Source organism: Nostoc sp. CALU 1950, from assembly GCF_051172895.1.
GTDB classification, from domain to species: Bacteria; Cyanobacteriota; Cyanobacteriia; order Cyanobacteriales; family Nostocaceae; genus Nostoc; species Nostoc edaphicum_A.
On record NZ_JBDNJQ010000182.1, the window covers coordinates 1 to 15,524 of the forward strand.

The following is a 15,524-nucleotide window of genomic DNA, read 5'->3' on the forward strand; positions in this document are numbered from 1 at the left end:
CCCTTTTTAAGGGGGATTTAGGGGGATCGAGATATGTGCAACTTCACATTAAATTTGTATAAGACCAAAACACTTATAGAGACGGCGATTTATCGCGTCTCAAAAACCCACAATTTTGTACTATTAGTCCTTAACCCAAGCGTATTGATCTCAAACCCTTTTTCCCTAATGTCACGGTGGAAGCATTATTCCTCCTGCCCTCTGCCTTTCTTGATAAAAAAACGAGGAAGTGATACTTCCCCGCATTAGCAAAATCGCTACAGTTTAACTAATTTTGAATGTTGAACTTTCAGCTAAACGACACTAGCAGAAAAAACGAAATCATTTGCTGTGAGGCTAGTTGAAGTAATTCCCAACAATGAAGCTAACTCTGTATTTCCAGTTTTCACTAAGGTGTCACTACCCTGTTGCAATAGGGTTAGGGCACTAAACTGAGTAACGCCAATCCCACCCAGACCGATTTTATCAATGGCGATCGCAAAATCAGTCACGATGTTTTTGCTAGTTGGCAGGCTGGCGTTAGCAATCCAGAACTGATCAGCACCAGCACCACCACTCAGGCTATTACTACCCTGTTGGCCAGCAAACAGAATGTCATCACCATTGCCACCAAATAGAGAGTCATCGACATTAGAGAAGAGTTTGTCATCTCCAGAACCACCGTAAAGACGGTTATTACTGCCGTTACTGGTGAGGGTGTCTTTACCTGAGCCACCGAAGGATAATTGACGAGAACCTTCAATTACTGTCAGGGTATCAGCACCGGCTGCCCCAAATAGACTATTACTACCACTGGCTTCAATTACGACAACAAGATCATCACCATTACCACCATTGGCACTGGTATTTTGAGCCGGGCCATTTTGACCAATGAATATTTGATCGTCACCGTCTGCTGTGGACACTGAAGAGTCACTACCCACAAGCACCGTGTCATCACCATTCCCGGTTTGGATGGTGTTACCTTGAGTAGCCTCGACAAAATCTGCTCCATCACCTGTAAATAAGGTTTGATTTGGCGCGGTTGTAACATCATCGCTGGTTGTGGAGCCAAACTTAATTTCTTCAGCTTTTGGTTGACCTAAACCAGGAGCAAGGTTGAGAGGATTCTCCAGCTTTAAGAGAATAATTTCATTGTTGTCTATGACTGGATTCTGAGGATCATCTCCAGGACGACCTGTTGAGAAAGGATAGTTGTTGTCATTTGCTACCAAAATGGTGTTTTTGTCAACAACTAAAACATTTTCAATGGTTACAAACGGGAAGTCAAAAGTGGTTTTACCATCGCCATTGAGGTCGTTGGGGTCTTGGATGTTCAACAAGTCTGCAACTTCTTCTTTGACTACATAGCCATTAGAATCTGTTTTAGACAAGTCTATTTTGAAAATCTTCTTGAATTGAGCAGAGGTTCCTTGACCGCCATCCCGCTCAACGACTAAATACTCATTGTCATTGATGACTGCTAGATCCCCGATCGCATACGCGGGATTTTCCAACTTGTAGTAAAGTTTATTGTCGGTGTACTCGCGGCTGGCGATATCAAATTCGTTAATCCGCAACGCACCGGGAGCATCACCTTGAACCGTACCCTCTAGCAGCATATAGAGCTTGGTTTTGCTGGCGTTGATTGCTCCACCTTCAAAACCTTTAGAGCCACCCAAGTTAGCAAAAGCATCTCCTGAGAGAACATCGGGGTTTTGTGGCGATCGCACTAAGTTATTCTGAGGATCACTCAAGAAATCTCGGACTTTATCCCCTGTATCTGGAAAGTCTGTGAACAGTGCATCTACGCCTAATTGAAAGAACTGCTGAAATTCTAGTTCTGGATTCCCTTTGTAATCTGCTGCTAAATACAGGTCTTCATCGCGGAAGGTGTAGGGATGAACCTGTAAACCTGCATTGTGAGCATCTTGAACTAAAGTAGTGGGAGGTAACAGTGTTCTGTCAGCTTCATTTACTGTCCCGTCGTTGTTGATATCATCTGCCAAACCATCATTATTAGCATCAGTACCTCTGACACTGACAATTAACCGCTTCCAAGGGCCAATTCCATCAGCATAGGTAGCGATTTCAGCCAAACCTTCTGGAGTCCGTAAATCGCCATAAGTCCGAAGGTCGTCACTGACTTCAAAATCATAAGGCTGAGTCTCTATGATCTCACCGTTTAGCCTAATTCCAGCGGCATCGAAAAGTTGAACCAGGGGAATATCTACACCTGTCTCTGGCATAATGCGATCGTGGAGATCCTTGAGATTACCGACTTCAAAGGATTGGATGAAGATCCGACTGGGATCGGTGAAATTCTCAGCCTTGAGTGTATCGATCAGGATTTCACTGATGTTTCTGTTAATTTTCTCCGTAGTGCCGACATAAGTAGCTTCTTCGGCAGAATAGGTGGGATGCTTAGTTTCGGGATAGATGCCAATCTTTTTACCCGTCTCGGCTTCTACTTCTTTAACCAAGTCGATAATTTCGGCCAGGGTGGGAATTTCAAATTGACCATTGAAGGATTGGTCGCGGAAAGGTACACGCTGTATAGCTCTTAAGGTCTTGATTTCTTCTAAAGTGAAGTCTTCAGCGAACCAACCAGTGATTTCAGTTCCATCTAGACTGACTGTTTTCTTGCGATCGGCAAACTGTGGATATTTGGTAATATCGTAAACGTCTGTGGTTGTATTGCTTAAATTAAGAGTGCCATCAGCATTCAAAATTGCCAAAGCAGGCTCATGGCGGGCAATTAATACCCCATCTTTTGTAACTACTAAATCAGGTTCAATAAAGTCAGCACCGTCGGCAATTGCTTGTTTGTAAGCTTCTAGAGTATGTTCTGGAAGCTTTCCACTTGCACCTCTATGACCGATAACTAATGGTGCTTCTCCACCTAGAGTTTTGAAGAAGTCAGGTGTAGCAATGGGAGCTTCTAACAGCTTACCAGCGGCATCAAAATGTAGTAGGTAAGGGCCAAACTCTTCTCCAACCCAAATTGTCCCGTCTTTATCAAAGACGAATGACTCTACATCCAAATCTGCACCAGTTAGTAATCTATCGGTAGTTCCTTCATTAACTATTTGGAAAGGAATCTTGTTATTGGGATCAGATAGTTGAATGTAGTCTAAAACTTTAACAGTGCCATCTCCATTTTCTGTTCCCTTAAAACTTGGGTCTAGACGATGGATGCGTAACAGAAAGTCTTCACTATTATCTTTGCTGCCGTAACCATTATCTGACAGAAAGTATAAAGAGTTATTATTAGCAAACTGTACACCACTGAAGCCCTGTATTGGCTGTCCTGGGAAAGGCCCCGTTCTGCCATTCCCTGAAATTTCCTCACCAGAAACTGGCCCATCACCATAGGTATCAGCAGGTAAAGAGGCAAAGCCTACTAATTCAATTGCCATAATTAGAATGTTGGTTGGGTATTTGGATTTAACTGGTTTGCAAACTAATCAAGTTCTCTCATTGCATCATTTGTGAGAAAAACAAATCATATTCTCATGCTAAAAACCGGAATTACGGGTAAATTTCAGAATTACAACACTACAGGTCGGGCAAGTCCGTTAAGTCCGATTTCGTCATCAACACTGAAAATAAATGCATTTACAAAAAATGTATTCTCTCAGAGTTATCGAAAGCTTGAGAAATGAGAATTTGATGTCAACTACTAATTGGTGTTAGTTAGTCATGAGTGTAGAAGACTGAGATACCGAATTGAAATCTGTTGATAGTAGTATGAGAGAACTTAGCTAGCAGTAAATATATTTTCATGAGAAGATTAAGAAAACAATAAGCTAACTGGAAGAAATGATTAATTGTAAGGGCTTATAAATCAATAAGGTTCAGCTAAGGGTTATTGGTGTAGGTAATTGGTCTTTGAAGACGCGATAAATCGCGTCTCTACATGAGGGTTTTGTTGCTCATTCTGAACTGTATTGGCTTATAAATTCATGAAAATCTTTGCAACACATTAAATATTTAGATCCCCGATTTCTTTAAGAAGTCGGGGATCTTGTTGTTTAGAAATGATTTAGGATTGGGATAACACTAGGCAACAAACTAAGCTACGACGCTAGGAGAGAAAACAAAGTCATTTGCAGTCAGGCTAGTTGAGATAATTCCCGACAATGAAGCCAACTCAGTATTTCCTATTTTCACTAAAGTGTCATTACCCTGTTGCGACAGCGTTAGCCCACAAAATTGAGTTACGCCGACACCGCCAAGCCCGATTTTGTCAATCCCGACTGTAAAATCAGTCACGATGTTATTACTAATTGGCAGACTACCATTAGCAATCCAGAATTGGTCAGCACCAGCACTACCACTCAGGCGATTACTACCTCCTTGACCGGCAAATAGCACATCATCACCATCGCCACCAAATAGCGAATCATTGATATTGGAGAAAAGTTTGTCATCTCCAGAACCACCGTAGAGACGGTTATTGCTACCGCCACTGCTAAGGGTATCATTACCGGAACCACCGAATAATGATTGGCGAGAACCTTCAATTATTGTGAGAGTATCATCACCTGCCCCACCAAACAGATTATTACTACCACTGGCTTCTACCACGACAATCAAATCATCACCATTGCCACCATCAGCATTGGTATTTTTAGCGGGGCCATTTTGGCCAATAAATATCTGATCGTTACCCTCTCCCCCAAATACTGAAGAGTCACTCCCTGCAAGTACGGTGTCATCACCGTTCCCAGCCTCGATTGTATTACCTTCAGTACCTTCTACCAAATCTGCTCCGTCACCTGCACTAAAGAATTGTCCTGGCTCAAGATTGACGGTATCGCTGTTGCTAGAACCAAAACCGTTCGGGAAAGGAGGCTCTACAACTGTTAGGTTATTGGGTAATTCGAGAATGCCGAGTTTTTCAGCAGGCGTATTACCCGTAACGTTGAAATCGTTGTCGTTAAGCAAAGCTAGAGTGTTGGGTGCTACCAGCGCCAAACCTTCTAATTTTTCCACTCCGGTGTAACCCAACTGAGCGGCATTAGCAATTAGGCTTTTGGTGACAGGGGTAATATTGGCGGTAGCTAACTCCGCAGAGGTAAGCTGTTCAATGGTTTTATCCGCTGGCAAGGTAAAGTTAGCAGGGTTGTTGATGTTGGTCGCCCCAGCTAAATCAATTTGGTAAATTAGTTTATTGCCAGCAGACGTACCATTGTCGTCTCGCTCAATTACCGCAAATTTGCCGTTACCCAAGGAAACTGCATCGCCAATCTTATCAGTTGCAGGTAGACCTTCCAGGAGATATAAATACTCTGCTGTCACCTGCTTGGTAACAATATCAAACTCTAGAATTCGCAGGTTGAGAGAAGCTTTAGAAGTTGCATCATTGGCGACATCTGGATTATCAATTGGACTTTGGATAAAGGCGTATAATTTATCACCTTCCAGGGCGACAGCTTCAAATCCTCGGTTATTGCGGCGTTGGGCATAAACTTCTGGCAATACCTCAGTGCCAAATGTTCCGGCTGGTTGATCTGGGTCGGATGCTGTGGCGGTTCCTTGGGGAATAAAGCGGTCAATTAATTTACCATCAACATCAAAGTGATAAATTGCCGGACGGTATTCATCTACCAGCCAGTAATCTCCATTTTCCGCAATTACAATCCCCTCTAAGTCAGCACCCAAAGGATCGTTAGCGAGAACATTGTTGTCTAAGTCAACGGCAATTTCATCTGTGTAGGCTAAACCATTTGCTACACCTTGTAGGTTAGGCAATCCAGTTAATGGCGTTGTCCCATCTTGACGGAATAGCCCCGTTCTCTTAGTAATATTGATTTCACCTGTGCTGCGGTTGAGTTCAAAGCTGACTATTTCTGGTTGGAAGTCGGGTAATAAAAATGGTCTGTTTACACCATCAGGTTCTCCATTGGGGCCTCGGTCTGTGTGAGTGACAAACTTCAGATTCCCATTTGCTGCAAATCCTTGGAAATACAACCCAGAGAAACCACCTAATAAAATATCTTGATTTTCAGAGGTTGTTCCTAACTTGGGTAGGTTTTCAAATTCATAGATAGTCAGTTTGGGTTGGGCAACAGGATTGCGTGGATCGTAACTAGTGGTGTCAATAGTTAGAGCATTAGGGAAGGCATTGGCAATATTTTCCCAAGGTACAAACTTGAAGTTAGAACTGATATTTTCTTCTTCACCTTCATCACTAACTATTGTGGCAGGTTCATTGGAGCCATCTTGAGTGACAAATAAACCAAATGGAAAATTAGGCCCCAGTGGCACGTTAATTACTTCTGCACCGTCTGACTCTTGTACGCTGTCAATTGGCCCATTGTTTCCGACAGCAAAGTTACCTACATATTCGTTGTTACCTTCACGAGTGTAGGCCACAAAAGTATTATCGCCTTGGCTGGATGCTAATAAGTAGCCTGTGCCATTTTTGCCGTAATAAATGGTCAGTCCTTCTACGTCATCGGTGAGGTTAGTACCGCCCAAATCTCTGACTTGATCAATTAGCTTACCAGTTGTTCCACCGTCTGGTTCTGCTTGGAACTTCCAGATACCGACATTTTCCTGGCCGATGTAGAGGAAACCAGTTTCCTGGTCTACTACCATACCCTCTGTTTGCGGATCGCGTCCCTCAATTGTTGGTACAGTAAATTCTCGGACTCGTTCAATACCAATTTTGCCATTACCTTTATCAATCAGTTTAAACTGAGCGACATCTCCAGTTTCGCGGCGATTGGCAAAGACATAATAATCATTGGTGATTGGGCTGCGGTATAATGCCAGCCCGTAAGCACTCCGAGAAGATGAGGAATAAGGTTCTGCAAAAGGTGCTGCTTGGAAGAGAGTACCAAGACTGCTGTCGGTAATATCTTCCAGGTAATTGCCGTCAGCGCCAGGGTTGGGGTTAATTTTGAAGATTGCTAGTTTATCATTGTTGCGATCGCTAGCTACGGCAATATCAATAGATTGATCGCCTAATTTAAAACCGTATTGCAGGTCAATGTTGTTGTAGCGAATACCACCGGGATTAATTGTCTCTAACAAATTACCAGACAAGTCATAAATCCGCAGTCCGCCATTTTTCACTGAGGTTAATACTAGGCTATCAGCAGAATTTGTAGCATTAATATAGATGGCTGGATCATCAGCATCGGCACGTTGATCGACTGGGAGTGTTTCATCATCCAACAAATCGGGACGAGTTTCTACCGTGGGTGCAGCAGTTGGAACTAAGTCTGCATCGAGCGTGAGGATTTGGGTAAATTGGCTCTGGTTGAAATTGTTATCACTTACCAACACAATCGACTGACTACCATCTGCTAATTTGGGGCCAAAGGTGATGCCTTCGATATTATCTGTACCGTTAGGCAAATCCAGATCATTTAAATTCAACAACAGACGTTTTTGAGCGGGTTGGATAGCTTCTAGTTGTTCAGTACTCAGATTATTCAGAGAATCGTAGAAGCTAATATCTGTTGATCCTTGCAGAGAAACTTCGTAAATTTTGATAGTGTTGCCTACACCTTGGGCAAAGGAACGCTCTACCGCCAGCAAGGTTCCTCGGTTATCGATCGCAAGTAAATCTACTAAACCATTGTCAGCAAAGCCTGTGCTAAGGTTGGGCACATCCGCGATCGCATCAGTAATATAAAGGTATTCTTTTTCTGGTTGTCCACTAAGCAGATTGTATTGTAAAATTCGGGAACGGCTGCCACTGGTGAGTGAAGCCCTTAATCCATCTTGAGAAAGTGCGTTTTCGGTAGCGGTGAATAGGGTTTTTTGGTCAGGTGTGATGGTGAGGCTTTCAAATCCCAAATTATTGTAAACACCTGATGTCTGCGTGTCACCTGCATCTACAATACCGTTGCCGTTGGTATCTTCAACTACTGGTAAGAATTTGCTGGGGACAAATAGCGATCGCAATTCTTGCCCTGTTGTCAGGGAAAATTCCTTAATAAAGGGATTGCTAACCCGACCTGCACCAGGATTAACTTCACCTTCAGAAGAGATGAAAATAGTCTCATTGTTGGTTAAAGCAATGCCTTCTGGGTCAATGCTAAATGTTGCAAATAAGTTGTTATTAGTATCTTTCAGAGGCGTTACATTGGTAAAAGTCACCTCAGTATCAGCAGTGAAAGTATAGAAGCGGGCGGGGCCAAATTGCGAGCGATCGTCTGAAATAGCGTAGTAGCGGTTATTCGCAGCATCGTAAGTGACACCAGATAGTCCCCCCAGTGGAATCTGTACACCATTCACAGTTCCCGCCACACCAGCAGGAATAAAGCCAGTCACAAAGGTAGTTTCTTCCACAAATCCTGCACGAGGAATGGTTTTACCTGGTTCATTTGGCCCAGTTTGCACATCTGCGAACACCAAGCGATGGTCGGAACTGGGGAAGGGAAAAGTACCTACCAAGGGAAAAGTTGAATCGGTATTTAGAGGCCAAAATACTCCTGAGTTGGCAATCGTCAGATCAGCGGAGGGCAACACGTAATCAGTCCGCAGATTTCCGGGAGTCGTATCAGCAAAGTCTGCGGTATCAAAGTTAGGATTACCTTTTTGGCTAGAGTTAGCACCACCCTGCAAATCTGCTTGTTGAGAGCCACCTACACTGGTAGGGATGACATTAGTATTGATATTGGGATTTTGCAACAGTTGGCGAATAGCATTGTCAAAACTATCACCATCTAACGGGTCTGCATTTTGATCACCCACAATCACAAAGCTTGACCCAGTAGCAATTCCGCCCGTTTTGCCCTCATCATCATAGATGTAATTACCTTTGCCAGGGGTAACATAATCTGCCCAAAAGCGAATCTCGTCGTGGTTACGTTTACCGTTGCGGTCTTCCGGCCCATCAAATACTGGTGGTGTGGGGTGGCTGGCGAGGATGTGAATTGTCTCGCCGTTCACTTGAATGGGTACATCCCAATGACTCTTGGAGGAAAGACGCACAACTTCGAGTTCCTCGTCAGAATACCAATCATTTGGCTGTGGTGTTGCGAGGTCATCGGGAAGTAAAGCATTGGGCATATCTTTCCAAAGGAAGTTTTGGAAGGTGCGGATATTGGCGGTATCGATGGGATATTTGGACAGCAGCAGCATCCCGTATTGACCAGGAAAATTCCCGAATCCGAAAGCATCATCGCCATCTCCTACTGTACCGTCGTTGTTCAAGTCAAACCCAGAAGCAATACCCGTATTGGAAGGAGCGATGTAGAAGTAGGGGTAGTCAACGGGAGTTGTACCGTTTTGGCTGATGGCTAGATAATTTTGCTGGAATAGTTGAACTGCCTCCGGGGAGTAGTCAAACTCGTTAATTAGTAGCACATCTGGGTTATTGCGCTGGATGATTTCTGCAACTGCCTTTGCCTGAGCATTATCGGGGGTAGATAAATCACTTAATAACTGACCTTCAGCGTTCCGATTCAAAGAAGCATTGAACTGGGAAAAGCGAATTGTGCTTGTAGTTACCATAGTTTAATTCTCAGGTAGATTCCAGACGAGACTGCTTTGAAAATTGCGGGTGCGGAATGGGCGTTTCTTGCATTCCAACTCTTACTCACTGAGATGAATGGCACTAAGAAAAGCTCAAATCCTGGTGTCGCCTCGTTCCCAGTCTCAGACTGGGAATGTATTCTTAGAGGCTCTGCCTCTCGTCAAGCCATTGGAGGCGGAGCCTCCCATGATGGGTTCCTAGCCTGGAGGCTAGGAACCAGTCAGGGTAAGGGCTGTATCTTAACTTAGTACCATTCCTCACTGGGACTCTGCGCCTCTGCATGAGCCAAGCGATCGCCCTCAAGTTTCCCAAAGAGCGATCGCTAGAATCTGCGTTAAACAAAGACGAAACGAGTATCTGTTGCCAAATTGGTATTCCGGTTTAACCCGTTTTCCACAACAGCAATCAATTCCGCTCCATTGTTGGTGAAAATGCCCACATCCGATCTAACTGACCCTAGTGAGTAATTGTTAGCAACTCCCTTAAGCTGAATCTGATCGTTTGCTTGGAAGTTGAGAATATAGGCGTAGTCACTGTTGCCGGAATTGGCATAGAAAACTGAAGTCACATCACCCAAGACGTAAGTATCTGCACCTTGCTCGCCGTTGATGAGGTCGATTTCGTTTGTGCCGCCCCCCCAGCCAATCAGGCGGTCATCACCATTACCCCCAGAAAGTGCGTCACTGCCAAGTCCACCTAAAATTGTGTCATTGCCATCGCCGCCAAGGAGTACATCTATGCTTCCCTTGCCATCCAGGTAATCATTGCCTGCTCCACCATTGATTAACTCACTGCCATTAGTGCCGATAACGCGATCGCTTCCAGCTAGAGCATTGACTATGTATCTGTTCAAACCCGTAAGTTCGCTAACAAAGATGATATCGTTGCCAGATGTCGCTTTGTTATTGGCAACAGTCAGGTCAAAGGTATCGCTAACACTAGCGCCTTTACCATCAGCAGCGGTAACTGTGACTGCAAAAATCCCAGTTTGGGAGATATTGCCAGATATCACACCTGTGTTTGCAACGATACTCGATCCAGCGGGTAAGCCTGTAGCACTGTAGCTGAGGGTATCGCCTTGATCGATGTCAGCAAATTTATTACTGACATTGAAAGAGAAGGGTTTATTAGTAGAGATGATTTGGTCGTCAATCGGTTGTACTACCGTGGGAGCATTGTTTTTAGGGAGATTAAACCGAGCCACGCTAGGGTCATGATCGCTATCCTGATCAGCAAACTCTGAGTTAATGTGAACAACATCATACCCATCTAGCTTGTTGAGCAAGTTGTTACTAACTAAAACGTGGTCAAGGGTTTGGGCGTTACCTTGAAAGTTGTAGGTATAACGCTCATTTTGCGGCAGAGTTTCAATTAAGGAAGTCAGTCCAGCGCTTTCTATGGTGTTGACGGGGTTGGAAAACTCAAAGTCATTTAAGTCACCCGCCACTACGACATTGGCATTGGGGTTGATCGCTAAAATACTGCTGACAAAGTTTTTCACCAGGGTAGCTTGTTGCTGACGCTGGGTTTCGCTAGTGAGAGTTGGTGGTTGATTCGGCCCAAATAATGGTTGGTCGCCACCTTTAGAATTAAAGTGATTGCCAATTACATAAACAGTTTCACCGTTGAAAGTAAATTCACCTACTAACGGCTTACGACTGCTGGTAAAAGCGGAGTTGGTGGGGTCGATTAAACCAGGACTATTAGAAACTGTGGGAACACCAGAAACATTGGTAACTGTGGTACTGGCAGTAGAACTACCACCGGGGCGATCTACAAAGCTGACACGACTGGGATTAAATAAGAAGCCAACCCGGATATTTCCCCCAGGTTCACCGCCGTTCGTATCGTCTACTGGGTTAATTTGGCGATATTGATATGTGGGGCCACCAGCAGCAATGATTGTATCAATTAATTTTTGGAAGGTGGCACTAGCATCAACTACGCTATCATTTGTCGGCCCGTTATTGTCTTGAATTTCTTCCAGACTAATGATATCTGGTGATTTCAGATTATTAACAATGCGGTTAGCAAGGTTGTTAAACTTGGTTGGATCATCACCTGGGTCAAGGTTTTCGACGTTGTAGGTAGCAACTGTCAGTTGGTCGGTAGTGGGAGTTAAATTAGTGACTTCCCTGGTCAGCGTGTTTGAAGTCACTGTCACTGAGGTAGGTAGAACTTCATAGTTGCTGAAGTTATAATCCACCACACCTGTAATCGTGTCCAAAGTAGCACCGACGTTAACTTTGGGTGAGCTACCAGAGGTAAACAGTGTGTCATCAATTTGGATACGCTCTGGGTTAAAATCGTTAGGACTAATCACGATACCGCCACGGGCTGTACGTCCGGTGGCATTAGCACCATCGTCTGCGAGTACCCAAATTTCCCCAAAAGAATTTGTCGGACTAACTGCCACAGGATTATTTATCTGGACTAGCATTCCTTCTAAACTTTCGTAGAAATCAATGCCATCCTGGGCAGGGTCAAAGGTGGTTGTTCCAGTTTCGATATTACCGGTAGTATCGTTATCAATTACCGTTGTTGGAATAGTTCTGCCGCCATTACCCAAAATCGTGGCAGTTGGCAAAGCATTTCCACTGGAGAGTTTGACTATCGTCGGGCTAGTAATTTCTGTGGTCGTCAGGTTATTGGCATTATTACCTGGACGAAACTCTGTAACTGTTCCACTGACTAATATGGAATCACCGATGGATACAGTTGGTGCTGATGATGTGAAAACAAAAATGGCTTCGGAAGTGCGATCATCGCTGTCTGGAGTGGGGTCTTGCAAGTAAAAACCGTTACTTGTTTTAACCGTGACAATTCCCGCTACATTACTGACAGTCTGATTTCTAAAGGATGAAATATGCCCCGTTCCCTGAATGTCGCTAATCCGAACGGATGGAGTTACTTCAAACACCGCAACCGTTTTGCTGACTTCGTTTGTGGTAACTAACAAAGGCTTGCCTGTGGGACTATCATCTGCCGAGACAAAGGTTAGCCCTTCGATCGCAGTATCTTCGGGAGTGTTGATATATTGAACGAAGCTTGGCGCTTGCGGATTTGTCACTTCATAAACGATGACATCGCCAGTCCGTTCTAAACCAACAAAAGCATAGGTGCGGTTGTTGATGACTCCGATCACTACGCCTTCGGGTTCGGGCCCCTTGTTATCACTGCGGCTGTCAAAAGTATCAGCTGCACCATCTGAGTTAAACAGGGTTGGTACTTTAGTTGCGGTGATTTGTTCAAATTGGTCGCCACTGTCGAATATCTGATTACCGCTTGCGTCCCAAATCGAAAAGGAACGCGCCCCCAATGCTTCGATCCGATCGAAATCTCCGTCTCCATCGATATCACCTGTGGCCCCGGTTAATTGCAACCGTCCCAGATTGGCATTATTCTTGAGAGTTGCCGCATTTGGGAAAACAGTTGGATCTAAAACATATCCGGCTGCACCCACCCGGATTTCCTCGCTAAAACCAGTGTAGTCGCGGGAATCTCCTTCGTTGGCGGTAATGTAATAGGTTTGTCCGTTGGCACTGAAGCTAGCGATCGCATCGGGTTGATATAACCCAAATATCGGCCAATTCTGAATATTGATTTTACCATCGCGATCGCTAGCATCTAATCCGTTACCTGGGAGATTGTGATTTTTCTCACCCAGAGGCAAAATGCTGGTGATGGTGGCGCTAGCAATATCCAGAATAGCGATCGCATTGTTTTCTTGCAATGTAATCCGTGCAGTTTTACCGTCTGGATCTACTGCAATGTATTCTGGTTCTAAATCTTGTGCTACCGTCGAGCCGGGCCCAGTAATCCGCACGCCTGCGGCTTTTAGCGTAGCCATCTGGCTATTGAAGCTGGTAAATGAGGCTTGAGCAACGGTTGCATTCGCCACGCCACCAGAAATATTAATAATACTGACTGAACCTTCAGGATCTACCGAATTTGGTTGCCCGTAGCTGTTGGGTTCTCCTTCATTTGCGACTAATACCTTCGTCCCATCGGGGGTAAAGGTGAGCATATCGGGTAATGCACCCACCGCCACCGAGTTCAAGAAGTTGCTATTGGCGGCATTGTAGAAACTCACCTGTCCTGTCTGTTGGGCGTTTGTGGTGGTGTTTTGGATGGCGTAAGCGACTGCGACAATGCCATTTTTCACCGCTACGCTGTTGGGAATGGCTTGCGTACCTGCGGGGGGAGTAAATCCTGTTGTCAAAGAACCAGCCGAGGTTACCGCACCTGTATTGCTGACATTATAAATTTCAATTATGCTGCCAGCAACCACAAACAGGCGATCGCTCGCAGGATCAAAGGCGGATATTTCGGCTCCATTTGTACTAGTGAAGCCGCCAATTTTCTCCAAAAAGCTGGAGTTATTGTTGGTAATCGTAATATTTTGGGAAGTGGTGCTGCCCAGGATAATACCTGCGGAGGGTGTACCAATGGTCAATGTTGCGGTTTCTGTTCCTTCTGCGATCGCATCATCGGCAACGATAAAGGTAACAGAACCAGTGGTTTCTCCACTAGGAATGGTGATGATATTGTTGGTGAGGTAAAAATCTCCGCTGGTAATGCCTGTTCCCGAAACCCCTAAATTAACGGTCTGATTGCCAGATACGGCACTGGATGCAGTAGCAGTAACGGTGATAGCTGTTGTATTTGCTTCCAAGCCAGTAGTGCTGCTGAGGGATAAGTTGACAATTGGAAACACAGCATCGTTATCAGCGATCGTGATGTTTTGGGAAGTAGTGCCTAGTGTAATACCTGCGGAAGGATTACTGATGGTTAATGTCGCGGTTTCTGTGTCTTCAATTACAGCATCATCTACAACGGTGAAGGTGACGGAAGCTGCGGTTTGTCCGTCAAGAATTGTGATGATATTGTTGCTGAGGTTGTAATCTCCGGCGGTGATGTCAATTCCGCTTACACCTAAGTTAACTGTTTGATTACCGGAAACAGCACTAGAAGCAGTAGCGGTAACTGTAATTTGGGTTGTACCTGCTTCAGTTCCGGAGTTAGTGTTTACAGATAAATTGACTGTGGGATTTCCACCGGCGATCGCAAAGTTTGTGGTATCTGGGACTGTTGCAGCATAACTACCATCTCCTCCATCGAACCAATTGGCGACGTTGTTAACAAGCGGTTTGTAGTTTGCAAAACTGGCTTGTCCACTGCGTGAACCATTATATACCCCATAGTCAGAGTCATTCGAGAGTGCGATCGCATTAACTCCATTACTTAGCCCAGCAGGAGTCAGATTTGTTGTCCCCTCACTTGACACACCAGCCAGAAATGTGGTTGGAGCAGTGGCACTAGTGCCGAGATAAGCATAAAGAGTCTCATCAGATGCAGCAAGACCATAGTTAGCGCTACCAGAAACGCTAACCCGACTCAATGTACCAATCGACGCTGCTAGATTAACAGCATTGTCAATTGCGCTGAAACGAATTACAGTACCAGCAGTAATTGTACTAGCTCCTGAATTCCACTGAAAATAAGACTCCCCAGTGTTAAAAGCTGTCAGGCTAGTAGCTTCGTTATCAGTGAAGTAAATGATTGTATTCGGGTCTATGTCTACAAACGTGACAATAGACCAACCATCTTCATCGGCATTGAAAGAGATAAAAGCAATATCGCCTTGTGTCAAAGCCATTAATAACGTCTCCTTCAATTTATTTTGTATTGTTTGAGAACCACCTGAAAAGCTGATATTCAGGAATAATTTGCAAACATAATCAAGTCATATTGACAATCGCAATATCACTATCAAAAAAAACTATTTTGTGGTCAAAAAAGCTACGGATTTTACTAGCATTAATCCATATTCAGCAACCTCAAGTTATCTCGGCAACATTAAGAAACCGCTAGCAAAAGGTTAAAAGAACAAATATTTGGTAGTCAGTTGCTCTGAGATATACACCTGGATTTAGTCGAAGAAGTCGGAGGGGCAGCAATTTTACGCCCATAAAAAAGCAATAAAGTTCATGTAGAGACGGCGATTTATCGCGTCTTGAAAACCCACAATTTTGTACTATTAGCC

General features: G+C 44.4%; 4 protein-coding genes. 1 reads left to right on the forward strand and 3 read right to left on the reverse strand.

The features are described from left to right. Positions 1–293: 293 nt before the first annotated feature. Positions 294–3,401, reverse strand: coding sequence for an esterase-like activity of phytase family protein (locus ABF638_RS31960; protein ID WP_435026872.1), 3,108 nt, complete (start codon positions 3,399–3,401; stop codon positions 294–296). Positions 3,402–4,053: 652 nt separating this feature from the next. After that, positions 4,054–9,456 carry a phytase gene (locus ABF638_RS31965; protein WP_435026869.1) on the reverse strand — a complete coding sequence of 1,801 codons (5,403 nt, stop codon included), beginning with the start codon at positions 9,454–9,456 and terminating at the stop codon, positions 4,054–4,056. Positions 9,457–9,492: 36 nt separating this feature from the next. Here ABF638_RS31965 and ABF638_RS31970 point away from each other — a divergent pair, with 36 nt between their 5' ends. Beyond that, positions 9,493–9,726, forward strand: coding sequence for a hypothetical protein (locus ABF638_RS31970; protein ID WP_435026870.1), 234 nt, complete (start codon positions 9,493–9,495; stop codon positions 9,724–9,726). A gap of 86 nt (positions 9,727–9,812) precedes the next feature. Here ABF638_RS31970 and ABF638_RS31975 read toward each other — a convergent pair whose 3' ends face one another. Next, a complete protein-coding gene (locus tag ABF638_RS31975; protein ID WP_435026871.1) occupies positions 9,813–15,137 on the reverse strand; it encodes a choice-of-anchor I family protein in 5,325 nt (1,774 codons plus the stop codon). Positions 15,138–15,524: the final 387 nt, after the last annotated feature.

What these genes read in the sequence shown, in the direction of transcription:
- ABF638_RS31965 (WP_435026869.1), bottom strand. Translation starts at nt 9,456, where the DNA reads ATGGTAACTACAAGCACAATTCGCTTTTCCCAGTTCAATGCTTCTTTG.
- ABF638_RS31975 (WP_435026871.1), bottom strand. Translation starts at nt 15,137, where the DNA reads ATGGCTTTGACACAAGGCGATATTGCTTTTATCTCTTTCAATGCCGAT.